The following is a 23,799-nucleotide window of genomic DNA, read 5'->3' as shown; positions in this document are numbered from 1 at the left end:
GCTCCCACCGAACCCACCTCTACCTGCCACACGCCCACCGACCGGGCTCCTACCGGACCCACCCCCACCGGACCCACCCTCACCGGCCGCACACCCGACCGACCCCACTCCCGCCGACCCCGCTCCCGCCGGCCGCACAGGCCGCCGACCCCGCCCGCCACCGACCTCGCACGCCCCGAGGAGACGCCGTGACCGAAGACCTCGAACGCCTGCGCCGGTGGCGGCTCCTGCTCGGCGGCGCGGCGGGCGACCTCGGCGCGCTCGGCGAGGACGACCGCCGCCGCGACTCCGCCCTCACCGGGCTCTACGGCGGCGGCGCGACCACCGACGCCCCGGACACCGGGGGCAAGCGCAGCGCGGGCCTCGGCGGCTCGTCCCCGGTCCTGCACCGCTGGCTCGGCGACATCCGCACCTACTTCCCGGCCTCGGTCGTCCAGGTCATGCAACGCGACGCCGTGGACCGCCTGGGGCTGCGCCAACTGCTCCTGGAACCCGAGCTGCTGGCCGGGGTCGAGCCCGACGTCAGCCTGGTCGGCACGCTGGTCTCGCTGTCCTCCGCCATCCCGGCCCGGACCAGGGAGACGGCCCGCGCCGTGGTCCGCAAGGTCGTGGAGGACATCGAGCGCAAGCTCGCCGACCGCCTGCTGGCCGCCGTCCACGGCGCCGTCGACCACTCCAAGCGCACCAGCCGCCCCCGCCTGACCGACGTCGACTGGTCGCGCACGATCCGGGCCAACCTGCGGCACTACCAGCCGGACCAGCGCACGGTCGTCGTGCAGAACCTGGTCGGCAACACCCGGCGCAGCCGGTCCGCCGCGCTCAAGGACGTGATCCTGCTGGTCGACCAGTCCGGGTCGATGGCCGAGTCGGTCGTCTACTCGGCGGTGCTGGGCGCGAGCCTCGCGTCGCTGCGCGCGATCGACACCAGGCTGGTCGTCTTCGACACCGAGGTGGTCGACCTGACCGACGACCTGAAGGACCCGGTGGACCTGCTGTTCTCCACCCAGCTCGGCGGCGGCACCGACATCAACCGCGCGGTCGCGTACGGGCAGTCGCTGGTGCGGCGACCGACGGACACGGTGATGGTGCTGATCAGCGACCTGTTCGAGGGCGGTGTGGCGCGCGAGCTGGAACGCCGGGTGCGGGAGCTGGTGCAGAGCGGCGTCACGGTCGTGGTGCTGCTCGCCCTGTCGGACAGCGGTACGCCCGCCTACGACCACGAACTGGCGGCGAAGCTGTCCGACCTGGGCGCGCCCGCGTTCGCCTGCACCCCGGACCGCTTCCCGGACCTGCTGGCCACCGCGCTGCGCAAGGAGGACGTGGCGGCCTGGGCGGAGCGGAACGACATCCCGGTCGGCCGCTGACCACCGTGTCGCCGGTGGAGCCCGGGGAGCGCTAGCGGATGACGACCCGGCCGAGGGTCAGGAACGGGGTGTCGCGGGTCAGCACGGCGGTCCGGCCGCGGTCGTCCGGGCCGGCCAGCCACAGCCGTCCGGTGCGGCGCACCTGTTCGCGGACGCGTTCGGGCATCTCGGGCAGCCGCAGGAACGTCCGGTCCGAACCGGCGGTCTCCAGGTACGCCTGCCGCCCCACCCGTGCCCGGCCGGGCACGAACGAGACCGCGACCTGGTGCCACTGGAACCGGTCGGCGAGCCGGCGCACGACGTGGCGGCTGAAGAAGTGCCGGAGGCCGGGCACCGCGAACTCGATGCACAGCGGGGTCAGCACGAACACCCAGCGGGAGCCGATCCACAGCGACACGAGCCACAGCACGACGAACGACAGCAGCGCGAGCCCGATGAACCCCACCGCGCGCTGATCCGCGCGGGTCAGGCACCGCTTCGTCCACTCCTCGCCCACCACTGCTCCCACCAAACCAGAGATACCCGTCAACGGCCCGGTTTGCCGAAAAGATGATCATCAAAACCGCCGAGACGAAACTCACCACCCGAAGTCACCCGAAGTCACCCGAAAGCACCCCTGAGACACCCCTGGAGGCACCGGCCGCGCTCACCGCCGGCGCACCCGCGCGGGGAACAGCCGGGGCACCCCCCGGAACGTCACGACGGTGTTGCCCTCCCGGTCCGGCGCCACCAGCCACGCCCGCCGGTGCCTGCTGATCCGGCCGCGGGCCAGCGGTCCGGCGCTGACGTCCAGCACCACCGGCCGGGGGCCGTGCACGACCAGCAGGCCGTTGCGCCAGTGCACCCGCACGTACTGCCAGGTGCGGTCGGCCATCACGCGGGCGAGCGGTTGTCGTCGGGTCAGCGCCAGGCCGAGCACCACGACCGAGAACATCAGCAGCGTCACCGGCAGGTCGGACGACACCTCGGCGACCAGCACCAGCACCAACTGCCCGACGAACGCGAGCACGCCGAGGACGACCCAGCAGAACGCCCGGCGACTTGCGATCTCCAGGCAGTGCCGGGTCCACCGGTCATCGAGCGCCGCACCTTCGGTGGACGGCTTGTTCGGCACGACCACGGCCACCTCCGCCAAGGCGGTGCCCAGGCTAGGGCCATGAGACCCTTCCCGTCAGCGGGCAACCACGAAGTGGCGGACGATCCCGCGGCGATCCGCCGACCGAGGGACTACCGCGCACGCCCGACTCCAAGTTAGGCTGCCCTAAGTCTGGAGGTGAGCGGTGACCGAGAACCGTCGACCGCCCGCCCCGCACCCGGCGGAGCGAGCGCGCACCATCGCCGCCAGGGGTGGGCGCGCGGCCCTGTTGCCGTCGGACGGCACGGACAACCGGGTGGTCCCGGTGCTGCACCACGTGCACGCCCGCGGCGACGCCACGCTCCTGCTGCCCGACGACCACCCCCTCACCGAGGCGGCGCGGGGCACCGAGATCACCGCCATGCTGGAGATCGCCGACCACGCGGCCGTGCAGCTGCGCGAGCCGGTGCGCGGACTGCTCTGGATCACCGGCTGGCTGCGCACGCTGGACCCGCAAGAGGCCCGCACGGCGAGCCTGGACGTGGCCGACGAACGCCCCGACCCGCGTCTGCTGGACGTCGGCCACGGCGCGTCCGTGCTCCGGCTCAGCCCGGCCTCGCTGGTGGTCGCGGACGCCGAGGGCACCACGTCGCTGCGCCCGGAGCTGTTCGCGCAGGCCGACCCGGACCCGTTCCACCGGCACGAGGACCACTGGCTGCGGCACCTGGAGCTGTCCCACCGCGACGTCGTCGGCCTGCTCGGCAGGCACCTGCCGGACGAGCTGCGCGGCGGGCACGTCCGGCCGCTGGGCCTGGACCGGTTCGGGCTGCGGCTGCGGGTGGAGACCGACGCCGAGGACCACGACGTGCGGATCGCGTTCTCCCAGCCGGTCGCGACGTCGAACGAACTGGCCGGCGAGCTGCGCAGGCTGATGGGCTGCCCGTTCCTGGCACAGCGCGGCTAACCTGCCCGGGTGATCGAGGAACGCGCCGAACGCCGCGGCTACCAGGTCGAGATCCTGCTGGTCTTCGCGGTCACGCTCGGCCTGTCCGGCCTGCGCAGCCTGGTGCGGCTGCTGGACAGCCTGCTCCAGCCGAAGCCGCTGAACCAGCAGTCGGTGGCGATCAACGTGCCGCAGGCGCGGTTCGACCTGCTGGACCTGATCGCGCAGCTGCTGAGCGTGGTGCAGCTGGCCGCGTGGGGCGGGCTCGGCCTGTACCTGCTGTGGCGCAGCGGCATCCGGCTCAAGGCCCTGGGGCTGGACCGGACCAGGGTCGGGCCGGACGCGCTGGGCAGCCTCGGCCTGGCGGCCGTCATCGGCATCCCCGGGCTGGTCTTCTACCTGATCGCCTGGAAGCTGGGCTTCAACCTCGCCGTGCAGCCGTCCACCCTGGACGAGTCGTGGTGGCGCAGCGTGGTGCTCGTGCTGTCGGCGGCGGGCAACGCGTGGGCCGAGGAAGTGCTGGTCGTCGGCTTCCTCATCACGCGCCTGAAGCAGCTCGGGTGGCGCGACAACACCGCGCTGCTGGCCAGTGCGGTGCTGCGCGGCTCGTACCACCTGTACCAGGGCTTCGGCGGGTTCGTCGGCAACGTCGTCATGGGCCTGGTGTTCGGCAAGGTGTGGCAGCGCACCAACCGGCTGTGGGTCCTGATCGTCGCGCACACCCTGCTCGACGTGGTGGCCTTCGTCGGCTACACGCTGTTGCGGGGAACCGTGTCGTGGCTGCCGTGACGACACCCTTTCGGGGTATTCCACCTCCGCCGTCAGGCTGACGCGCGAGTGGAGCGGCCCTTGCCAGCATGAGCCCTGCCGCCACCGGCAAGGAGGGGACTTTCCTGTGTCCACACTGCTCAAACGCGCGTTCGGCCTGACCGCCGGCATCGCGATCGCCGCGACCCTGCTCGCCCCACCGGCCTCCGCCCAGACCGCGACCGGGGCGGGCGCGGAGCTCGGCATACCGCCACTGAGCGGCCGTTATCCGGTCGGCACCATCGACCTGCACCTGGTGGACACCCGCCAGGACCCGTGGCACCCCGCCGACAAGCGCGAGCTGATGGTCACCGTCAGCTACCCCGCACACCGCAACGGGGACCGCGCCACCTGGATGACACCGGGCGTCCGCAGCGTGATCGACGCCCTCGCGACCGGCCCGTACCTGCTGGACCTGCCACCCGGCTCGGTCGACTGGGGCTCGGCCGAGCGGCGGGCCCGCGCCGGTGCCGGCGTCGACCGCTCGCGCGGCGACTGGCCGGTCGTGCTGTTCTCGCACGGCTTCGGCGGGGCCAGGGAGCTCAACGTCGCCCTGACCGACGACCTGGCCGGCCGGGGTTACGTCGTCGCGTCGATCTCGCACACCCACGAGGCGGCGGGCGTCGAGTTCCCGGACGGGCGCGTCCTCACCGGCAGCGTCGACCAGGAGGACCCGGCGGCCCGCAAGACCGCGATCGACACCCGCGTGGCGGACAGCCGGTTCGTGCTGGACCAGCTGACCAGGCTGGACCGGGGCGACAACCCGGACGCCGAGCGCGACCCGCTGCCGCGCGGCCTGGCGGGCTCGCTGGACCTGTCGAAGGTCGGCATGTTCGGCCACTCGTACGGCGGCTACACGGCGGGCGAGACGATGTACCACGACCGCCGCGTCGACGCGGGCATCAACATCGACGGCTCGATGGCCTGGGGCGAGGACGGCGAGGTCGTGAAGCACGGCCTGGACCGGCCGTTCATGCTGGTGGGCGGCGACTTCGTGGACCCGGGGACCGGCAAGGTCATCGTGCACTCGCACACCGAGACCGAGTTCGACCCGACCTGGTACCGGTTCTGGCAGAACCAGCGCGGCTGGAAGCGCGACCTGCACTTCGACCGCAGCACCCACTACAGCTTCACCGACCTCCAGTTCGTCGCGCCGCAGCTGGCCCCCATCCTCAAGCCCGGTAAGAAGGAGGAGCTGGTCGGCGCGATCGACGCGAACCGCTCGCTGGCCGCGCAGCACGACTACTTCGCGGACTTCTTCGACCTGCACTTGAAGCGCCGCAACGGCTACCTGTTCGACCACGGCCCGGCGTGCCACCCGGACACGAGGTTCATCGCCTGACCTGCGGTCCGCCTATGGTGGACGCATGTTGACTCTCGCCGACGAACTGGCCCTGTTGGCCTACGACGACGACGGCACCCGCCGGCTCGGCCAGCCCTCCCTGGGCTACGGCCTGGCCGGCGCGGTGCTGGTCGAACTCGCCATCGCGGGCCGGGTCGACGTGGTCGACAAGCGGGTGGCAGCGCTGAGCACCGCCCCGATCGGACACCCGGCCCTGGACGAGGCGCTGACCCGGATCGCCGACGACAAGCTGCGCAAACCCCAGTACTGGGTGGAGAAGCTCGCCAAGGGACTCACCGACCAGGTGCTGGACGGCCTGGCCGAGGCCGGCGTCCTGCGCCGCGAGCAGGACCGGGTCCTCTGGGTCATCCCGCGCACCCGCTTCCCGTCGCCGGGTGGCGTGGAACCGCCGCTGGAGACCGAGGTGCGCCAACGGCTGACCGCCGCCGTCGCCACCGACGACCCGGTCGACCCCCGCACGGCAGCCCTCTGCGGCCTGATCAAAGCCGTCCAGTTCGACCGCAAGGTCTTCACCGACCTGCCCCGCGACCGGGTCAAGGCCCGGCTGAAGGCCATCACCGAGGGCGACTGGGCGTCCGACGCCACCCGCAAGGCGATCGAACAGGTCCAGGCCGCCCTCACGGCGGTCATGGTCGCGGTGGTCGTCCCGGCCGCGACCAGCTAGCGCCTCAGGCCACCAGCAGGAACCGGGCCGCGGTGCGCGCGGCGGCCGCCACCACGGCTCGCGCCGTGCCGACGGAGTCGATCAGCGACGGGTCCAGTTCGTGCACCTCCACCGCCGCGTTCTCGGCGATCCGCCGCGACGGCTCGGCCAACGCGCCGGCCAACGCCCGCCACCCCGCGACCTCGGTCGGCGGCCCTCCCGCCTCGGCCGCCAACCGCTCCCCGAGCGCCCGCAACCCCATGCCGCCGCCGCGCAACACCCCGTCGTGCGCGGCACTGCGCACCGACCGCACAGCCCGGTCGATCCGCAGGACGTCCTCCGCACCGGCCCGGATGCGCGCCGCCGCGTCACCTCCGACGATCGCGGTGTCCGGTCCGAGGGCCAACGGCCAGCTGCCCACCACGGTGGTGTCCCGTTCGGTCGCCACCACCTTGGCCGCGTGCCCGAACGCCTTCGAGTCCGCCGCCAGTACCAGGTCGGCGTCCAGCACCAGGCCGCCGACCACGGCCTGCAATCGCGACAGCGTGGCGTTCTCCGCGATCACCACAAGGGCTTCACCGCGCCGCAGCAGCGCCGACAGGAGCACGTCCGACAACGACTCGCACACCACCAGCAGGGGACCGCGCTCGCTCTTGGCCACCAAGGACAGCGCCTGGTCGGTGAGCCCACCGGAGAACAGCAGGACGTGGGCGTCAGCCAACACCGCCGCACGCCGACCGACGTCCGTCACGAACAGCGCGGAGGCGTACCCCCGGTCGAACCGGAGCCCTCGGGTGATCTCGTAGTCGATCGCCGGCCGGATGCCCTCCTCCACCAGCACCGCGCCCTGCCGCCCGGTCACCCCGACCACGTGCTCGACCATGCCCCCGATGTACGGACTGCCCGACGCGGCGGACGCCAGCCGCGCCACGTCGGCCGTGCCCAGCGGCACCGCCATGCCGTCGAGCAGGTCGTCCGTCCGAGCAGCCGCCGCCCGCACGCCGCGCAGCAGCCGGACGGGGTTGTGCCCGTCCCGCATGGCCTCGATGAGCCGCCCGATCGCACCCTGCGCCACGGCCACCGCCGAAGCCCCGCCGTCCCCGCAGGCCAGGTGCACCTCCGAAATCAGCTCCCGCACGTAGGAAGCGCCCAACGCGTCCCGCGGGTCGTCGGGCTGGAAGGCCGCGGCGATCGCGGCGGCGTCGGCCAACTCCACCGGCCGGCCGTCCACGAACACGACGGACCGCCGCCCCAACGGCCCCAACGTCCGGCACACCGGCTCGGCCGCCGCCCGGAAACCCCGCGCCACCAGCAGCTGCCCGGACGTGTACGACGCCGAGCGCCGCACCGCGGAAGGCACGGACCCGCCGGCGCGGGCGACCCGCAACGGAGGTCCGGCGGACTGCGCGAAGAACTGCGGCGTCTGGTCGGACCGCCGGCCGCGCACCTCCCGGTACGCGTACGAGAACAGCTCGTTGACGTCGATCCACCCGTCGCCGTCGAGATCGGCCGCCCCGCTGGACAGCCCTTCGATCACCACGTCGGTGAACAGCGAAGCCCGCGGGGCCTCCAACGACAGCGTGTCCTCTTCGAACGCGTACTCGTAGGCGTTGGACGCGGTCAGCACCACGTACCCCTCGCCACCGTCGTCCAGCACGGCGGAGGACGCGTCCTTGAACCCCTCGACGTAGGCCCCGCTGAAGCAGCAGTCCAGCACCAGGATCCGCCCCGCCGCCCGGCAGTCCTCCAACTGCTCGTTGAGGAACGTCCGGGGGATCGCCGTCCCGGCGGGCCGGTCCTGCACGGTGTTCGCCGCCGCGAAGTACAGCCGCCGCGCCGCCGTGGTCAGCCCGTGGCACGAGAAGTAGAGCAGCACGAGGTCGTCCGGTGCCCGCGACGCCAGGACGTCCTCCACGGCCCGCCGGATCTCGTGGTCGGCGGCGTCCCGCAGCACCTTCACCCCGGCGAACCCGCCGACCTCCGGGTCCTCCAGCAGCGCCGCCAGCCGCTCCACGTCCTGCGACGGCGCCCGCAGCCTGCTCAGCCGGGCGTCGGCGTACTCGCCGGTCGCGACGAGCAGCGCGTACCGGCCCACCTCACTCCTCGACGGCGGGCGACTCGTGCTTCTTCAGCCAGTCCTCCACCAGGGCCCGCTGGGTGCGGGCGTCGCCGCCCTGCACGGTGATCGACTCGTCGCCGGACCTGATCACCACCTTGCGCGCGCTGCCCCGTTGCACGAATGCGGTGATTACGGACGCGACGGCCGCCGCCACCGCGGCGGGCACCGCGCCGTTGAGCAGCAGTTCGGAGATCGCCATGCCGGTGCCGCTCTTGGCACCGTCGGGCAGCGTCGCGGGCGCGTGCCGCACGTCCACCCGAGCGCCCCTGAGCAGCTCTTCCAGCAGCATGTTCGTGGCGGACGCGGCACCGCCGGGCGCGTCGATCGTCAAGTGGAACAAGGAACCCCTCCCCGGTAGGCCACGATCATCCCAAGCCCCGCAAGGGCCGCCGGCGGATGCCACCGCCAGTCCACTCGACCACGCAACGTTTACACCCCGGAAGCCGCACAAGACTTAACGATTCGCTACGTTCAGCCGTTCATACGATCGAGCTTCACCGGAGTAGGCCACTCAGAGCTGCACGATTCGCCGACGTCGGGTTACCCTCGGCTACGTGACTGCGCACATCGCCCGGACGGAGCACTTGGACGGCACGCCGAACCCGGCGCCCCGCGTCGACAGCGAGGTAGGCCCGCTGCGCACGGTGCTGCTGCACCGGCCCGGCGCCGAGCTCAAGCGGCTGACGCCCCGCAACAACGACCAGCTGCTGTTCGACGGCGTGCCGTGGGTGGACCGGGCGCAGGAGGAGCACGACGCGTTCGCCGAGGTCCTGCGGGGCCGGGGCACCGAGGTCCTGCTGCTGTCGGACCTGCTGGTGGCGGCGCTGCACGACGACCGGGCGCGGATCGCGGGCATCCACAGCGCGGTCAACGAACGCCGGCTGGGCATCGACCTGGCCGACGCGCTGCGCTCGCACCTGACGTCGATCAGCCCGGAACAGCTGGCCACCGCGCTGATGACCGGGATGACCTTCGAGGAGCTGCCGGCCGCCGAGGGCGCGTCCCTGGTGCGCAAGATGCACCACCCGATCGACTTCGCCGTGGACCCGCTGCCCAACCTGCTGTTCACCCGCGACTCGTCGGTCTGGGTGGGCGACCGGGTGGCCATCACGTCCCTCGCGCTGCCCGCCCGCGACCGCGAGACGGCGCTGACCGACCTGATCTACGCCTACCACCCGAGGTTCCGCAAGACCGGCCGCGCCTACGGTGCCCACTCGGCCCCGGTGGAGGGCGGCGACGTGCTGCTGCTGGCACCCGGCGTGCTGGCGATCGGCGTGGGCGAGCGGACCACCCCGGCCGGCGCGGAGTCGTTCGCCCGTTCCGCGCTGCGCGACGGTCTCGCGCACACCGTGCTGGCCGTGCCGATCACCCAGGAACGCGCCACCATGCACCTGGACACGGTCTGCACGATGGTCGACCGGGACGCCGTGGTGATGTACCCGGCGGTGCGCGACAACCTGTTCGCCTACCCGGTGCGCTCGGACGGCGACGGCGGTGTCGTGGTGCACGACCGCACCCCCTTCCTGGACGCGGCGGCCGAGGCCATGGGCATCGAGAAGCTGCGCGTCATCGACACCGGCCTGGACGCGGTGACCGCCGAACGCGAGCAGTGGGACGACGGGAACAACACGCTCGCCGTGGGCCCCGGTCTGGTGGTCGCCTACGAGCGCAACGTGGAGACCAACGCCCGGCTCGAGGACGCCGGAGTGGAGGTGCTGCGGATCAGCGGTTCGGAACTCGGCTCCGGCCGGGGCGGGCCCCGTTGCATGTCGTGCCCGATCGATCGCGCAGCGTTGAAATAATAGGAAAGGCTGACCGAACAAAGCTTAGGCGAGCCATACCGTTATTAGCCTTACCTGCAATGCATCGGGCGGCGGATTGGGTTAATGTCCCGGCATGGCCGTGAACCTGAAGAAGATTTCATCCCGCACGTCGAAGTTCCACGACCTGCTCCAGGCCCAGGTCCGGAATGAGTTCACCGCGTCCCAGCAGTACGTGGCCATCGCGGTGTGGTACGACCACAACGACCTGCCGCGCCTGGCGTCGCACTTCTACCAGCAGGCGCTGGAAGAGCGCAACCACGCCATGATGATCATCCAGTACCTGATGGACAGCGATCTCCAGGTGGGCGTTCCCGGCGTGGACGAGGTGCGCAACGACTTCAGCACCGCCCGCGAGCCGGTGGAGCTGGCGCTCCAGCAGGAGAAGGCGGTCACCGACCAGGTCGTTCAGCTCGCCAAGACCGCCCGCGACGAGGGCGACTACCTCGGCGAGCAGTTCCTCCAGTGGTTCCTCAAGGAGCAGGTGGAGGAGGTCTCGGCGATGAGCACGCTGCTCACCGTGATGGACCGGGCGGACGGCAACCTGTTCCACGTGGAGGCTTTCCTCACCCGCGAGTCGGTCGGCGAAACGGCCGACCCGACCGCTCCCAGGGTGGCCGGCGGCGCGGTCTGACGACCTTCGCGACGGCGCCGGGACATTCCGCAGCGGAATGCCCCGGCGCCGTTTCCGCGACCGCGCTCACCGACACCCGGTGGTCGGCCGGTTGATTCCCATGCCGGTCAACGTGTCACCGGCGCTCACGAAGTAGAAGAAGTAGCGCACGTCACTCCCGGCCGCGAGCGTGAACCCGTGCTGGTCCATCACGACCTGGGGATAAACGGCCCGCATCCGCTCCCGGGAATCCCCGAACCGCAACCCGTCCGCGGTCCGCGCCCCGCCTTCCAGCCAGATTTCGACGGCCACGCCGGCGTCCACCCCGACCCAGCCCTTGGCGCGCTTCAACTCGTGCATCACGCAGGACGCCTCGGGCATGTCGGCGACCTCCCCGACCTCCCCGGTCCGCTGCAGTTCCGCCGTGGTCATGCCCAGCCGGACCGCGCCGAACCCCTCGGGCCGCAGCACGGGCACGTCGTCCACCACGACCGTCTGCACCACCGTGGACGCGGCCCCGCGCGGCCGGTTCTCCACCACCTCCGCCGACGCGCACCCGGCCAACAGCCCGGCCGACAGCACCGAGCAGGCCGCCGACACCAACGCCCTCACGAGCCCCCCAGATCGCACTCGCTGCCCACCCGCTCGATCCGCGTGGCGGACACCTTCCCCTGGTCCAGCAGGAACACGTACCGCCACTCCGGGGCCATGGCCACGTGGGCCCGGTCCCCCTGGACGGACACCGACGGGTACGCCTCGCGCACCCCTTCCAGCGAAGCCCCGTCCCCCACGCCCGACGGCGTGACGCCTTTCGGCGGCAGCGAGATGCGCACCACCCCGTGCCGGCGGGACACGACGACGGCGTCCCCGCTGTCCACCGACGTCGAGTAGGCGGTGCACACGCCTTCACGCCCCGGCAGCAGCAACGCTTTGGTGGCGCGGGCCTCGGCGTCGGTCATCCCCAGCCGGAAGTTGGCGTACGCCGGCGGTTCCAACGCCCGGGCCGGCACGGTGACCGTCATCGTCTCCACGCCCGGTGGAGCGCCCACGGTCGTGCCCCCGAGGTCGCGCAGCCCGGCCGCACCGAAGGCACCGCCGAGCACCACCACCCCGGCCAGCGCACCGGCCACCGCGACCCGGGCCCGCCGCCGACGCCGCGCCCCGACCACGATCACGTGCTCCGCACCGGGCCGGACCGGGAGATCGAGGCGATCGTCCTGGAACAGCTCCCGCAACCGCTCATCCAGCTCCACCCGACTCACCTCCCTCGCTCCCGGGCTCGCCCAGCCGTCGCCGCAGCGAGGCCATCGCCTTGCTGTTCTGGCTCTTCACCGTGCCGGGCGAGATGCCGAGCGAGTCCGCGATCTCCTGCTCGGACAGCCCCTCGTAGAAGCGCAGCACGACCACCGCGCGCTGCCGCGGCGGCAGCTCGCGCAGGGCCTGCCACAGCGGCTCGTGGTCGAGCCGGTCCACGCCGGCGCTCGCGACGACGTCGGGGAGGTCGGCGACGAGGTGCTCCCGGCGGTGCCGCCGCCACCGGCTGATGTGCGCGTTGGCCATCGCCCGCCGCGCGTACGCGATCGGTTCGACGTCCTTGCGCAGCAGCGGACCCCACCGCGCGCCGACCTTCTCCAGGACGGACTGGACCAGGTCGGCCGCGTCGTGCGGGTTGCCGGTGAGCGCGTGCCCGTACCGCAGCAGACCGGGCAGCGACATCCGGACGAACTCCCCGAAGTCGGCCTGAGCCCGTGCCCGGTCGGCCGGCAGGACCGCCGTCACCTCGCTCCCCTTTCCGACGACCTCCCCGTACGCCGTCGGTGGGTTCACGCTTGAGGAGGGCGGCAGGTTGCCCTCCTCAGGTCACAAAACGGGCAACGGCCGGAACTCCCCGTCGGTGTCCGGCGTGAACTCCTGCACGCCGACCACCGCGTCGGCCGGCACCGGCCCGTAGACGTGCGGGAACCACGGGCCGGCCTCGTCACCGTCGCCCGGCTCCCACAGCACGGGAAGCCCCTCGGGGTCGATCATCAGCAGCACCAGGTCGTGCCGGCCGCGGTACAGCCGGTTCGCGGGCAGGTGCACGGTGCCCGGGTCCGAGCAGTGCACGAAGCCGTCCGGGTCGAGCGGGATCGCGCCCGAGTCCCGGGCGCGTGCCCACTCTTCCCGTGACGCGATCCGCAGCAGCATCCATCCACCTTCTCCGGACTTGTCCACAGCAGCCTGTGGACAACCACAGGAATACCTGTGGACAACTCACCTCAGGGTGATCTGCCGCCCCCGCAGCCCGTCCCGGGCCCGCCGCTCGGCCTCGGTCAGCTGCTCGGCGTCCAGGCTGCTCAACGCCTCCTGCAAACGCTTGCCCAGGGCTTCCGCCGGGCCGGCCCACTCGCTGGAGTGCAGTTCCCGGTCCAGGTCCCACACCGGCACCAGCAGGCCGTGCGCCCGGAACGACCCGGCGTACCGGGAGCCCTCGCCCAGGTCCAGCTCACCGCGCACGGACAGCCGGGCGAGCGCGGCCAGCAGCTGCTCCTCGGGCTCGGGCCGGACCCAGCGCAGGTGCGCCTTGTCGCCGGCGTCCACCCAGTACGCGGCGCGCACGCCCGGCGCGGCCACCCGCTCGGTCGGCAGGATCGCGGCGTTCGCCCGCTCCAGCGACAGGGCGACGTCGCCGGTCGGCTCGTCGTCCGGCGGCATCCACCACGCGAAGTCGGTGTGCAGCTCCGGCTCGACCACCGCGTCCACGTCCAGCAGGTCCTGGAGCCGGCCGGGTTCGGCACCGTCGTCCGGGCCCACCACGGGCAGCGCGTCCCCGGTCTCGGCGGTCAGCGCCCACCGCACCGCCCGGGCCAGGTCCCGGCTCAGATCACCCGAACGTGTCTGCACCTGGAGCCCGACGAACGCGGTGCCGTCCGCCCGGATCAGCGCGGCGGCGGCCATCGGCAGCACCGAGGCCAGCACGACCTCGCGCGGGGCGTCCTGCAACGGCAGCCGCACCGTCGCCGACGGCACGAACTCGCGCAGCGCGATCAGTTCGGTCTCGGCGGCGAGCCCCTGGAACGGGCGGGCCACGATGACGTCCGCGGCACCACCGGCCCCGCCGTGGCAGGCCTTGTAGCGCTTGCCGGAGCCACACGGGCACGGCTGGCGCGGGTTGATGCCGTCGGCGGGCTTGCTCTTCACGGCCGTCCGCTTCGCCACCGCCGCCTCCTTCGGGTCAGAGCTGGTCGGGCGTCAAGTTAGCCCCCAGCACGCCGCGCGTCTGCGCCGGGTTGTTGGTGGCGAGGAACCGCACACCGCGTTCGACGCACAACGCGATGTCATCGGCCTCGTCGACCGTCCAGCAGTAGCTGCCCGCCCCGCGCGCGGGGTACCGCCTGAGCAGGTGCACGCCCGGCCCGGCGATGTCCGCGAACGGCGGCAGCCGCTGCGGCCAGGCCCGGCCGAACAGCAGCACGGTGGGCACGTCCGGCCGCAGCGCCTTGAACCGCCGGACCGCCGCCACCGAGAACGACATCATCACCGCGTCCACCCGGTGACCGTCCAGCGCCTCGGCGACCTTCCGCTCCACCTCGCCCCGGTACCGCACCGGGTGCTTGGTCTCCGCGAACAGCCGCACGCCGCTGTCCGCGACCAGCCCCAGCAGCTCGTCGAAGGTGAGCACCGGCGCGGGCTCCCCGCCGTGCCAGGTGCCGAAGTCGTGCCGGCGCAGCTCGTCCAGCGTCATCGCGCTGACCACCCCGCTGCCGCCGCTGGTCCGGTCGATGGTGCGGTCGTGGACGCACACCAGGTGCCCGTCCCTGGTCAGCCGGACGTCGCACTCCACCCCGTCCGCGCCTTGGGCGATCGCCAACTCGTAGGCGGCGAGGGTGTGTTCGGGACGGGCGTGGGAGGCCCCGCGGTGGGCGACGAGTTCCGGTGGCACGAGCAGGAATGGTCCTGGTGGAGTACCGAACGGGTCAACCCGGCTACCTGTGGTCACAGCTCGCTGAATGTTTGACCGAACAACCACGCACCAATGGACGCGAGTCGGGCTCACCACCTACCGTCCGTGATCGTGGCGCCCTTCGACCAGCACGATCCGGCCTTCATCGCGGATCCGTACCCCGTCTTCGCCGCGCTGCGCGCCGAAGCCGAGGTGCACTGGCACGAGGAGATGGGCGTCGCGCTGGCGGTGTCGCACGCGGCGTCGTCCGCCGTCCTCAGGCACCGCTCGCTGGGCCGGCTGTGGACCGACGCGAAGCCGGTCGAGCAGTTCACCAGCTTCAACCTGCTGCACCGCAACTCGCTGCTGGAGAACGAGCCGCCCACCCACGGCAGGCTGCGCCGCCTGGTGGCCGCCGCGTTCGGCCGCGGCCACGTGGAGCGGCTGCGGCCGTGGATCACCGAGCTGGCCGACCGCCTGGTGGACGGGCTGGTGGCCGCGATCGAGGCGGAGGGCCAGGCCGACCTGCTGTCCCACGTGGCCGCCCCGCTGCCGGTGGAGGTCATCGCGGAACTGCTCGGCGTGCCCGCCGCCGACCGGCCGCTGCTCCAGCCGTGGTCGAACGCCATCGTGAAGATGTACGAGTACGACCTCGCGCCGGAGAAGAAGGCGGCGGCCGAGCGCGCGGCGGCGGAGTTCGTCGGCTACCTGCGCGACCTGGTGTCGCTGCGGCGCGAGACGCCCGGCGACGACCTGGTGTCGGACCTGGTCGCGGTCACCGGCACGGACGGCGCGAAGCTCACCGAGGACGAGCTGGTCGCCACCGCGGTCCTGCTGCTCATGGCCGGCCACGAGGCGACGGTCAACGTCATCGGCAACGGCGTGAACGCCCTCATGGCCCACCGCGAGCAGTGGCAACGCCTCGTAGCGGATCAGTCCCTCCTCTCCACGGCGGTCGAGGAACTGATCCGCTACGACTCCCCCTTGCAGCTGTTCGAGCGCACCGCGACCGCCCCGGTGGAGATCGCGGGGTTCCACGTGGAACCAGGGCAGAAGATCGCCGCCCTGCTGGGTGCGGCGGCGCGCGACCCGGAGGTCTTCGCGGACCCGGACGCGCTGGACGTGAGCCGGACCTCGAACCCGCACCTGGGCTTCGGCATGGGCATCCACTACTGCCTGGGCGCACCCCTGGCCCGCATCGAGGTCCAGGCCGCGCTGTCGGCGCTGACCCGCAAGCTGCCGACCGCGCGGCTCGCCGCCGAACCCCGCCGCCGGGCCGAGTTCGTCCTCCGGGGCCTGCACGAACTGCCTCTCACGTCCTGACCGCTCACGTCCTGACGGCTCGGTCCGGACCGTTCAGCACAGGCCGTTCAGCACCGATCGCTCAGTCGGGATCGCTCAGTCCGGACCGCTCAGCGGCGCCGGTACTGCTTGGGCAGCTTGAACCCGCGCTCGGCCAGCACGGTCCGCAGCCGGTCCGGGTAGTCGGTGATGATGCCGTCCACGCCGTCGTCGACGAGCTTGTGCATGGTGGCGGGGTCGTTGACCGTCCACGGCACGACCTTCAGGCCGTGCGCGTGCGCCTCGTCCACCAGGGCTTTCGTGGTGAACGGGACGTAGTCCGGATCGCCGACCTCACCGTTCTGCGGGTTGCCGTGCACCGGGGACAGGGCCGACGCGCCGAAGCTCCGCACGGCCTTCACGACGCTGCCGCCGAAGTCCGCCAGCTCCAGCCCGCCCGTCCACGGTGAGCCGGGGCGCAGGAACTCGGGCTGGGTCAGCGCGACCAGCGGCAGGCGCGGCTCCTTCCGGTGCCAGAGCATCAGCGTGCCCCAGTCGAACGACTGGATGGTGACGTTGCGGTAGAAGCCGGACCGGCGGATCTCCCGCGCGGTGACCTCCACGAACTGCTCGCGCGGCGCGGTCTCGTGCGGTGCGGCGGCTTCGACCTTGGTCTCGATGTTGAACTTCACGCCGTACGCGCGGTACCTGCGGGCCAGCGCGAAGACCTCGGCGAGCGTCGGCATCCGCGCGCCGGGGGACAGCGCCTGGCCGGGGTACTGCGCCCACCGGCGCGACCCGCAGTCCAGCGTGCGGACCTGCGCGAACGTCAGGTCCTTCACGTACTTGCCCGCGTAGGGGAAAGCCGGGTCGCCGGGCGTCGCCGGAGCCGTGTCGGCGCACTTGGCCGGGTTCGTCCTGCGGTCGTGCGTGACGACCTCACGGCCGTCCCTGGTGATCTGCACGTCGAGTTCGAGGGTGGTCACGCCCACTTCGAGCGCCTTGGCGAACGCCGCCAACGTGCTCTCCACGGTCAACCCGATCCCACCCCGGTGGGCCTGCAGGTCGAACCCGCGCTTCGGGTGCGCGTCGGCGACACCCGGGACCAGCAACGACAGCACCACAGCCACGACAACCGCCCGCATGGCCCCAACGTGTCAGACCGGGTTTCCGGTCCCAAGGGCCATCAGGAGTACGCGAGTTGAACAACCGGCAGCGGCGCGTTCACCGCGAAGTGTGGCCACCATCTCCCAGGCAGGTAACGGAAGCGCGGGAGCAGGATCAGGAACCCGTGCCGCGCAGGAAGAACGCCCACCGGGCAGCCGGGAACGCCAGGGTGCCGGCCGCCGGGTTCTTGGAGTCCCGAACCCCCACCGCGGCCCCGGCGAACGCCACCTCCACGCACGCGGTGTTGCTGGCGCCGTTGCTACGGCTGCTCTTGCGCCACGTCACACCCGAGAAGTCCACAATGGACACCGCCATCGCCTCTTTCACTCGGCCAGAATCCGCTCGATCAGGGCGACCGACTCCACTGCGCCCAGCGCCTTGGCAGCCATGTCGGCGAACGTCAGTCTAGCCTCGCGAAGCTCATCCTCGGCCTCGACGTGCATCGCACCTGTTACGTACTCGATGAAGAGCACGTCCGGTTCACGCGGTTCCCCGAAGCCCAGCAGGATGAAGCCACTTGCCAGGCCGTTCAGGATGCCCACCGCACTCGGCACCACCTGCAAGGTCACGTTGGGCAGCTCGGCCACCAGGCAGAGGTGCTCCAACTGCTCGCGCATCACCGCCGGACCGCCCACCACCGTGCGCAGAGCGGCCTCGTTGACGATGGCGTGCAGCCGCAGCGGGTCGTCCGGGTCGGTGAGCCTCCGCTGGCGTATGCGCCGCACCTCGATGTCGTTCTCCAGCCACTTCGCACTCCGCTTGAGGCGGTGCCCCTCGAACAGCGCACGCATGTAGCCGACCGTCTGCAGCAGGCCGGGGACAATGAGCAGCGACAGGTCCCGCACCTCGGTCGCTTCGGTCTCCACGTCTACGTACCCCTGGTTCTCGATCCTGAAGGTCGTCCACCAACCCTTCTGCCGCGCCCGGACCGTCTGCCCGACCAGGTCGGGGTCGAAGTGGTCGTAGAGGTCCATCATCGACTTGACCAGGTGGACGTCGACCAGCGTCTCGCCCTTCTCCATCCGGTGGAGGGCGGACCTGGTCTTGAACAGCGCTTCGGCTGCGGCGTCCAGCGTCAGGCCGGCATCGGCGCGCAGCCGCGCCAGCTTCCGCCCGAGGCGGCGTCGGCGGAACGGTGGTTGCGTGGGCACAACACCATGATGCCGGCGGAAAACGCCGATGTGGGATTTCCGAGGCTGTTCACCGCAAAGTGTGTATTTTCCGGCCGCACAGTGGGCCGCATGGAAGCGAATCTGTTCTCACTGGTCTCGGAGGCCGACCCGACGCGCATCTTCGCGTGGGGCATGGAAATCATGGACGACGAGCGCACCTCCGCCGTCGTCTACCGGCGTGACCCCGACACCGGTCGCGGTTTCGTCGGTCAGCACGAGTCGGCCGAAGCCGCGCTCCGGCGGTGGGGCCGGCGGGTGCCGCTCCTCCTGGTCTGGGAGTTCGACAGCGACGACGTGTCGCTCACCACTTGAGCAACAGAACGCCGGCGGGCCGCGTGTAGTGAGTGCGCACGCACGACAACGAGCGGAGACCGGTATTGGACGACACGGCGTCGTTCGACCAGTTCGTCCACGAGCACCAGCAGGCGCTGGTCCGGTACGCGGTGCTGCTGTCCGGCAGCAGAGCCGACGCGGAGGACCTGGTCCAGGAGGTGCTGGTGCGGATCTACCAGCGGTGGGGCGAGTTGGCCGGCTCCACCGCGTCGCCGTACGCCTACGTCCGGCGGGCCGTCACCAACGAGTACCTGTCGTGGCGGCGGCGGTGGAGCACCCGGCACATCCGGACGGTGCCGGAGCTGCCCGAGGGCGAGCACTTCGACCGTCACCGGGACCAGCCGGACGAACGGCTGTGGCGGCTGCTGCGGGAACTGCCCCGGCAGCAGCGCGCGGCGGTCGTGCTGCGCTACTACGAGGACCTCACCGACGCGGAGATCGCCGAGGTCCTCAGCTGCCGCCTGCCCACCGTGCGGTCCCACGTCAGTCGCGGACTGGCCGCGCTGAGGTCGGCGATCGGTGTGCCGGAACGCGCGTGGAGGGGCCATGACTGACACCGAGGAAGAGCTGCGCCGCCTGCTCGCCCGGCGCGCGGACCGCGTCCGCTCCCACCTGTCCGGCCCGGCGATCCGGGCACGGGCGGGCGCCCGACCACGCCGCGGCGCGCTGCGCCGGTACGCCCCGCTGGCCTCGGCCGCTGCGGTGCTGGCGGTCGTGGCGGTGAGCCTGTTCCTGATCCCGCACGGCAGCCCCGACCGGTCCGACCCGGCCCGTCCCCCGTCGAGCGTGACGCAGACGCCGAGATCCGCGGTGACGGAGAGCCCGCCGCCCTCGGTGTGGTCGAGCACCACCAAGCCGGAGTCGAGCGCCACCGATCCTGGGTCGCGCACCACCGATCCGGGGTCGCGCACCACCGATCCGGGATCGACCTCCGCCACCACGACCACGTCCCGGCCGGTCGGCACGGTCGGGGCGACCACCACGTTCCCGGCCGGCGACCGCTGATTTCCCGGTGCGGTGCAACAAATCGAGGCCGAGCCGCATGGGAATGGCGTGAGAACACCGGCGAATCCGGTGCGCACCAACGAGGAGGACTCCCCATGCGTTTCCCCAACGCGCTGCGTTCCCGGCGCGCGCTCGTCGCAGCCGCTGTCGCCATCGGCGTGCTGACCGCCGGCGGCATCACGATGACGGCGATCGCCGACACGTCCCCCACGGTGCAGCCGCCGATCAGCACCACCACCGAACCGGTCGTCAGCAGCGCCACCACCAGCCCGGACGACGGTCCGAGCAGCACCGTCACCGACGCGCCGCCCGTAAGCCGGACCACGACGAAGCCGGACACCCCGGGCAACTCGTACCCGGCCGAACCGCAGCCGACCACGACGACCGGCCCGGACGACGGTCCGAGCAGCAGCGCCACCACCAGCCCGACCCCGGGCCAGACCACGATCAAGCCGGAGTCCCCGGCCACCACGCTCACCACGACCAAGGCGTCCACGCCGTAGTCCCGGCTCGACGCGGAAACGCCCCCGGCAGCTCGCCGGGGGCGCTTTCAGTACGGACAGCGATCCGAGTGGCGCGCGTCCCGTCGCGACGTGGCTTGGGGGCCGACACCACAGCCCTTCGCCGCGGTCCCTAGCGCGGCGAGCCGCTGGCCCGGATCGCGCGGAGGGCGGGTTCGGGCGCGTCCTTCACGTCCACCACCCGCATCCGCCTCAGCGCCTCCGTGGGCACCGGCAGCAGCAGGTTGGTGAGCCTGCGCACCACCACGGCGGTCACGAACGCCACCGCGGCGCCCAGCAGGTCGGACACGGCGTGCAGCAGCACCCCGTCCGCCAACGCCTGGACACTCGACCGGAACGACCACACCACGGTGAAGGTCACGAACAGCACGGTGAACGCCCACAGCCCCCACCACCACCGCACCAGCCGGGACGGCACCGGCCGGGCCGAGGCGGGCAGCCGCAACGCCGCGTGCTCCAACTCCGCCGCGACCGCACCCGGCACGACGAGGTTCACCCCCGGCACCAGGACACCCACCAGGACCTCGGTGTCCGATCGGGACGGCCGGTAGCCGGCGGCGGACGCGGCCGCGCTGCGCGCCCGGCGCAGCCACAGCAGCGTGAGCACCAGGCCCGCGATCCCGGCGACGACGGCCACCAGCGACGAGGCCCGCACCATGGCGTCCGAGACGTCCACGGTGGTCGACGACAGCGCCCCGTAGCGGCTGAGCAGCAGCAGGACGTAACGCCACACCTCGCTGCCGGCCGCCCACAGCGCGGTCAGCCCGGCCAGTCCGAGGGCGTGCGACGCGGTGCGGGCCAGCCGCTGGGCCTGGTCGACCGAGTCGGTGGGCGCGCCGTCCGTCGCCACGGACGTCGGCCAGCGCCACGCCAGCAGCGGGAAGCCCCACCTCGGCGGCACCGGGTACGCCGGCGGGCCGGTGTACGGGCGGGCCGGCGCTCCCGGCCGACGGCGCGGGTAGGCGCCGGGCGGCGGGGTCGCCACCCAGTCCACGCGCATCGGCTGGAGCGTCATGTCAGACGACCTCCGGCTCCGCGCCGTCGATCTCCCCGACCAGCGGCCTGCCGGCCGAGGCCCACACCAGCATCCCGCCGTCCACGTTCGTCGCGTCCCAGCCGTTGGCGTTGAGGTACTGCGTCACCCGCGCGGACCGGCTGCCCGCCCGGCACACCACGTACAGCTCGCCGTCGCCGGGCAGCTCCTCCAGCCGCCCCGCCAGCTCGCTCATCGGGATGTGCAGCGCCCCGGGGGCGTGGCCCGCCGCCCACTCGTCGGCTTCACGCACGTCGAGCAGGACTTTCCCGGGCGGGAGCTCCTGCGGCACCGATGACACTTCAACGCTTGGCACGGTCACGGTGCCAATGCTGCCATGCGACCTGGTAAGCGGGGGATAAGGCCGGGCCTCCCCCTCCGTGACCACGAGGGGGAGGTCCGGCCGGAGAACGGCACGACCGGTGCGCGACCGCTAGTGCGGGACCGCCTTCTCCGCGCCCACGCCGGTCAGCGCGCGGACCTCCATCTCGGCGTACTTCGCCTTGTCGTCCTCCTTGGACAGCACGGTGCCGAGCCAGCCGAGGAAGAACGCCACCGGGATCGACACGATGCCGGGGTTGGACAGCGGGAACAGGTCGAAGTCGGCGTTCGGGAACATCGCCTTGGCGTTGCCGGACACCGCGGGCGACAGGACGATCAGCGTGATCGTCACGGTCAGGCCGCCGTAGATCGACCACAGCGCGCCGGAGGTGTTGAACTTCTTCCAGAACAGCGAGTACAGGATGGTCGGCAGGTTCGCCGACGCGGCCACCGCGAACGCCAGCGCCACCAGGAACGCGATGTTCTGCCCGTTCGCGGCGATGCCGCCGAGGATGGACACGACGCCGATCACGACCGCGGTCCGCCGCGCCACCTTGACCTCGGCGTCCTTGTCGTCCGCCGCGCCCTTCTTGATGATGTTGGCGTAGATGTCGTGCGCGAACGACGCCGACGCGGTGATCGTCAGACCGGCCACCACGGCCAGGATGGTGGCGAACGCGACCGCCGCGATCAGGCCCAGCAGCAGCGGGCCGCCCAGCGCCTCGGCCAGCAGCGGGGCCGCCGAGTTCACGCCACCGGGCGCGGCGTTGATCCTGTCCGGGCCGACCAGCGCCGCCGCGCCGTACCCGAGGATCAGCGTGAACAGGTAGAAGACGCCGATCACCCAGATCGCCCAGACCACCGAGCGGCGGGCCTCCTTGGCGGTGGGCACGGTGTAGAAGCGCATCAGGATGTGCGGCAGGCCGGCCGTGCCCAGCACGAGGGCCAGCGCCAGCGACAGGAAGTCGAGCTGCGTGGTGCCGGTCTTGCCGTACTGGAGACCGGGGCCGAGCAGCTTCTCGCCCGCCTTGGGCGCGTTCTCCACCGCCGCGCCGAGCAGCCCGGACACGTTCAGGCCGAACTTGGCCAGCACCCACAGGGTCATCACGCCCGCGCCGATGATCAGCAGCACAGCCTTGATGATCTGCACCCACGTGGTGCCCTTCATGCCGCCGATCAGCACGTAGGCGATCATCAGCGCGCCGACCACGGCGATCACCAGCGCCTGGCCGCGCCCGTCGGAGATGCCCAGCAGCAGCGCCACCAGGCCACCCGCGCCGGCCATCTGCGCGAGCAGGTAGAAGAACGACACCACCATGGTCGACGTGGCCGCTGCCGCGCGCACCGGGCGCTGCCGCATCCGGAAGCTCAGCACGTCGCCCATCGTGTACTTGCCGGTGTTCCGCAGCAGTTCGGCGACCAGCAGCAGCGCCACCAGCCACGCGACCAGGAAGCCGATCGAGTACAGGAAGCCGTCGTAGCCGTTGACCGCGATGGCGCCCGCGATGCCGAGGAACGACGCGGCGGACAGGTAGTCGCCCGCGATCGCGATGCCGTTCTGCGGTCCGGTGAACGCGCGGCCGGCGGCGAGGTAGTCGGCGGCGGTCTTGGTGTTCCGGCTGGCGCGCACCACCACGAACAGGGTGGCGATCACGAAGACGCCGAAGATGCCGATGTTGAGCAGGGCGTTGCTGTTGTTCACGCCGGACCCCCTTCGAGCTTCTCGCGGATCGCTTCCGCCCGGGGGTCGAGGTGCTTGTTGGCGTGCCGCACGTACAGGGTGGTGATCAGGAACGTCGACACGAACTGGAGCAGCCCCAGGATCAGGCCGATGTTGATGTTGCCGACCACCTTGGTCGACATGAAGTCGTGGGCGTAGTCGGCGAGCAGGACGTAGAGCAGGTACCAGGCGAGGAACAGCCCCGCCATGGGGAACACGAAGCTGCGCAGCCTGCGGCGGAGTTCGACGAAGTCGGGACTGGCCTGCACCTCGGCCCAGTCGTGGGCCGCTCCGCCGGGGGTGGCCCCGCCTGAGGCGTCTTCGGTGGTGCTCACGATCCCCTCCTCGCACTTGTCGACGGTGTGAACGCCACGTAACCCCTCCTGGTGCGTTCCGATACGCGCTGCACCGTAGGGAGACGTGGGTCACCCCTGAAAGACCCCGACCGTGGACTTGCGCTCAACAGTCGAGTGATGCGATGAGCGGTAGGAATGCTGAGACGAGCAGTCAGGTGGTGATTGACATCACCCTTGACCCGATAGGTTGGATTTCCACCACTCGATCGGGACACCCCCTA

The 23,799-nt window shown here is 71.8% G+C and carries 29 protein-coding genes; 12 read left to right on the top strand and 17 right to left on the bottom strand.

Annotated elements, in window-relative coordinates; translation table 11 throughout:
- Positions 1-188 precede the first annotated feature (188 nt).
- The gene (locus tag FHS29_RS26705) at positions 189-1,364 is read left to right on the top strand and encodes a VWA domain-containing protein (protein ID WP_184695128.1); all 1,176 of its coding nucleotides are present in this window, start codon (positions 189-191) and stop codon (positions 1,362-1,364) included.
- A 31-nt stretch (positions 1,365-1,395) separates the two neighbouring features.
- Here the strand turns inward: FHS29_RS26705 and FHS29_RS26700 are convergent, their stop codons facing one another.
- Both FHS29_RS26700 and FHS29_RS26695 read right to left on the bottom strand, forming a co-directional pair.
- Positions 1,396-1,872, bottom strand: a complete 477-nt coding sequence (locus tag FHS29_RS26700) for a hypothetical protein (protein WP_184695126.1) — start codon at positions 1,870-1,872, stop codon at positions 1,396-1,398.
- A 138-nt stretch (positions 1,873-2,010) separates the two neighbouring features.
- Positions 2,011-2,490 carry a hypothetical protein gene (locus tag FHS29_RS26695; protein ID WP_312865126.1) on the bottom strand — a complete coding sequence of 160 codons (480 nt, stop codon included), beginning with the start codon at positions 2,488-2,490 and terminating at the stop codon, positions 2,011-2,013.
- A gap of 154 nt (positions 2,491-2,644) precedes the next feature.
- Between FHS29_RS26695 and FHS29_RS26690 the strand changes: the two genes are divergently transcribed.
- The 4 genes from FHS29_RS26690 to FHS29_RS26675 all read left to right on the top strand — a co-directional run bounded on the left by FHS29_RS26690 (position 2,645) and on the right by FHS29_RS26675 (position 6,216).
- Positions 2,645-3,403, top strand: a complete 759-nt coding sequence (locus FHS29_RS26690) for a DUF2470 domain-containing protein (protein WP_184695124.1) — start codon at positions 2,645-2,647, stop codon at positions 3,401-3,403.
- 9 nt (positions 3,404-3,412) lie between these two features.
- Positions 3,413-4,171 carry a CPBP family intramembrane glutamic endopeptidase gene (locus tag FHS29_RS26685; RefSeq protein WP_184695122.1) on the top strand — a complete coding sequence of 253 codons (759 nt, stop codon included), beginning with the start codon at positions 3,413-3,415 and terminating at the stop codon, positions 4,169-4,171.
- Between the two features lie 106 nt (positions 4,172-4,277).
- Entirely contained in the window at positions 4,278-5,531 is a 1,254-nt protein-coding gene (locus FHS29_RS26680) for an alpha/beta hydrolase family protein (RefSeq protein ID WP_184695120.1), read from the top strand.
- A gap of 25 nt (positions 5,532-5,556) precedes the next feature.
- Entirely contained in the window at positions 5,557-6,216 is a 660-nt protein-coding gene (locus tag FHS29_RS26675) for a GOLPH3/VPS74 family protein (protein ID WP_184695118.1), read from the top strand.
- A gap of 4 nt (positions 6,217-6,220) precedes the next feature.
- Here FHS29_RS26675 and FHS29_RS26670 read toward each other — a convergent pair whose 3' ends face one another.
- On the bottom strand, positions 6,221-8,290 hold the full coding sequence (locus FHS29_RS26670; RefSeq protein ID WP_184695115.1) for a caspase, EACC1-associated type: 2,070 nt from the start codon (positions 8,288-8,290) through the stop codon (positions 6,221-6,223).
- A gap of 1 nt (position 8,291) precedes the next feature.
- Positions 8,292-8,654 carry a hypothetical protein gene (locus FHS29_RS26665; RefSeq protein ID WP_184695113.1) on the bottom strand — a complete coding sequence of 121 codons (363 nt, stop codon included), beginning with the start codon at positions 8,652-8,654 and terminating at the stop codon, positions 8,292-8,294.
- A gap of 214 nt (positions 8,655-8,868) precedes the next feature.
- On the opposite strand from FHS29_RS26665, the gene FHS29_RS26660 reads away from it, so the two are divergent.
- On the top strand, positions 8,869-10,116 hold the full coding sequence (locus tag FHS29_RS26660) for an arginine deiminase (protein ID WP_312865111.1): 1,248 nt from the start codon (positions 8,869-8,871) through the stop codon (positions 10,114-10,116).
- A 94-nt stretch (positions 10,117-10,210) separates the two neighbouring features.
- On the top strand, positions 10,211-10,768 hold the full coding sequence (locus FHS29_RS26655) for a ferritin (protein ID WP_184695111.1): 558 nt from the start codon (positions 10,211-10,213) through the stop codon (positions 10,766-10,768).
- Between the two features lie 66 nt (positions 10,769-10,834).
- On the opposite strand, the gene FHS29_RS26650 is transcribed toward FHS29_RS26655, so the two are convergent.
- The 6 genes from FHS29_RS26650 to FHS29_RS26625 all read right to left on the bottom strand — a co-directional run bounded on the left by FHS29_RS26650 (position 10,835) and on the right by FHS29_RS26625 (position 14,669).
- Entirely contained in the window at positions 10,835-11,359 is a 525-nt protein-coding gene (locus FHS29_RS26650) for a hypothetical protein (RefSeq protein ID WP_184695109.1), read from the bottom strand.
- Complete coding sequence (locus FHS29_RS26645; RefSeq protein WP_184695108.1) at positions 11,356-12,000, bottom strand: hypothetical protein; 645 nt, start codon at positions 11,998-12,000, stop codon at positions 11,356-11,358. Before FHS29_RS26645 ends, FHS29_RS26650 begins: the two co-directional genes overlap by 4 nt.
- Positions 11,987-12,526 carry a SigE family RNA polymerase sigma factor gene (locus FHS29_RS26640; protein WP_184695106.1) on the bottom strand — a complete coding sequence of 180 codons (540 nt, stop codon included), beginning with the start codon at positions 12,524-12,526 and terminating at the stop codon, positions 11,987-11,989. The genes FHS29_RS26645 and FHS29_RS26640 overlap by 14 nt, the downstream gene beginning before the upstream one ends.
- Positions 12,527-12,607: 81 nt before the next feature.
- Entirely contained in the window at positions 12,608-12,934 is a 327-nt protein-coding gene (locus FHS29_RS26635) for a DUF952 domain-containing protein (protein ID WP_184695104.1), read from the bottom strand.
- 66 nt (positions 12,935-13,000) lie between these two features.
- Positions 13,001-13,945, bottom strand: coding sequence for a DUF5926 family protein (locus FHS29_RS26630; protein ID WP_184695102.1), 945 nt, complete (start codon positions 13,943-13,945; stop codon positions 13,001-13,003).
- Positions 13,946-13,961: 16 nt separating this feature from the next.
- Positions 13,962-14,669, bottom strand: coding sequence for a glycerophosphodiester phosphodiesterase (locus FHS29_RS26625; protein WP_184695100.1), 708 nt, complete (start codon positions 14,667-14,669; stop codon positions 13,962-13,964).
- Positions 14,670-14,762: 93 nt separating this feature from the next.
- Between FHS29_RS26625 and FHS29_RS26620 the strand changes: the two genes are divergently transcribed.
- Positions 14,763-15,992: a cytochrome P450 gene (locus tag FHS29_RS26620; RefSeq protein ID WP_184695098.1), complete on the top strand. Its 1,230-nt coding sequence runs from the start codon at positions 14,763-14,765 to the stop codon at positions 15,990-15,992.
- Between the two features lie 89 nt (positions 15,993-16,081).
- Here FHS29_RS26620 and FHS29_RS26615 read toward each other — a convergent pair whose 3' ends face one another.
- The 3 genes from FHS29_RS26615 to FHS29_RS26605 all read right to left on the bottom strand — a co-directional run bounded on the left by FHS29_RS26615 (position 16,082) and on the right by FHS29_RS26605 (position 18,268).
- Complete coding sequence (locus tag FHS29_RS26615; RefSeq protein ID WP_184695096.1) at positions 16,082-17,095, bottom strand: glycerophosphodiester phosphodiesterase; 1,014 nt, start codon at positions 17,093-17,095, stop codon at positions 16,082-16,084.
- Positions 17,096-17,231: 136 nt separating this feature from the next.
- Complete coding sequence (locus tag FHS29_RS26610; protein ID WP_376774472.1) at positions 17,232-17,444, bottom strand: DUF397 domain-containing protein; 213 nt, start codon at positions 17,442-17,444, stop codon at positions 17,232-17,234.
- Positions 17,441-18,268, bottom strand: a complete 828-nt coding sequence (locus tag FHS29_RS26605; RefSeq protein WP_184695094.1) for a helix-turn-helix domain-containing protein — start codon at positions 18,266-18,268, stop codon at positions 17,441-17,443. The genes FHS29_RS26610 and FHS29_RS26605 overlap by 4 nt, the downstream gene beginning before the upstream one ends.
- A gap of 90 nt (positions 18,269-18,358) precedes the next feature.
- Here FHS29_RS26605 and FHS29_RS26600 point away from each other — a divergent pair, with 90 nt between their 5' ends.
- The 4 genes from FHS29_RS26600 to FHS29_RS26585 all read left to right on the top strand — a co-directional run bounded on the left by FHS29_RS26600 (position 18,359) and on the right by FHS29_RS26585 (position 20,130).
- A complete protein-coding gene (locus tag FHS29_RS26600; RefSeq protein WP_184695092.1) occupies positions 18,359-18,601 on the top strand; it encodes a hypothetical protein in 243 nt (80 codons plus the stop codon).
- Positions 18,602-18,666: 65 nt separating this feature from the next.
- A complete protein-coding gene (locus FHS29_RS26595) occupies positions 18,667-19,176 on the top strand; it encodes a SigE family RNA polymerase sigma factor (protein ID WP_184695090.1) in 510 nt (169 codons plus the stop codon).
- Positions 19,169-19,627, top strand: coding sequence for a hypothetical protein (locus tag FHS29_RS26590; protein WP_184695088.1), 459 nt, complete (start codon positions 19,169-19,171; stop codon positions 19,625-19,627). The genes FHS29_RS26595 and FHS29_RS26590 overlap by 8 nt, the downstream gene beginning before the upstream one ends.
- A gap of 95 nt (positions 19,628-19,722) precedes the next feature.
- Positions 19,723-20,130, top strand: a complete 408-nt coding sequence (locus FHS29_RS26585) for a hypothetical protein (RefSeq protein WP_184695086.1) — start codon at positions 19,723-19,725, stop codon at positions 20,128-20,130.
- A gap of 130 nt (positions 20,131-20,260) precedes the next feature.
- Here the strand turns inward: FHS29_RS26585 and FHS29_RS26580 are convergent, their stop codons facing one another.
- The 4 genes from FHS29_RS26580 to FHS29_RS26565 all read right to left on the bottom strand — a co-directional run bounded on the left by FHS29_RS26580 (position 20,261) and on the right by FHS29_RS26565 (position 23,557).
- Positions 20,261-21,163, bottom strand: a complete 903-nt coding sequence (locus FHS29_RS26580; RefSeq protein WP_184695084.1) for a DUF4328 domain-containing protein — start codon at positions 21,161-21,163, stop codon at positions 20,261-20,263.
- Between the two features lies 1 nt (position 21,164).
- Entirely contained in the window at positions 21,165-21,473 is a 309-nt protein-coding gene (locus FHS29_RS26575; RefSeq protein ID WP_312865110.1) for a rhodanese-like domain-containing protein, read from the bottom strand.
- Between the two features lie 141 nt (positions 21,474-21,614).
- The gene (locus tag FHS29_RS26570) at positions 21,615-23,204 is read right to left on the bottom strand and encodes a monocarboxylic acid transporter (RefSeq protein WP_184695080.1); all 1,590 of its coding nucleotides are present in this window, start codon (positions 23,202-23,204) and stop codon (positions 21,615-21,617) included.
- Positions 23,201-23,557, bottom strand: coding sequence for a DUF485 domain-containing protein (locus tag FHS29_RS26565; RefSeq protein ID WP_184695077.1), 357 nt, complete (start codon positions 23,555-23,557; stop codon positions 23,201-23,203). The genes FHS29_RS26570 and FHS29_RS26565 overlap by 4 nt, the downstream gene beginning before the upstream one ends.
- Positions 23,558-23,799: the final 242 nt, after the last annotated feature.

The sequence above is a fragment of the Saccharothrix tamanrassetensis genome, from assembly GCF_014203665.1.
In the GTDB taxonomy this organism is placed as follows: domain Bacteria; phylum Actinomycetota; class Actinomycetes; order Mycobacteriales; family Pseudonocardiaceae; genus Actinosynnema; species Actinosynnema tamanrassetense.
Note: the sequence above shows the minus strand (reverse complement) of the source record. Positions and strands in the feature narration are given on the sequence as shown.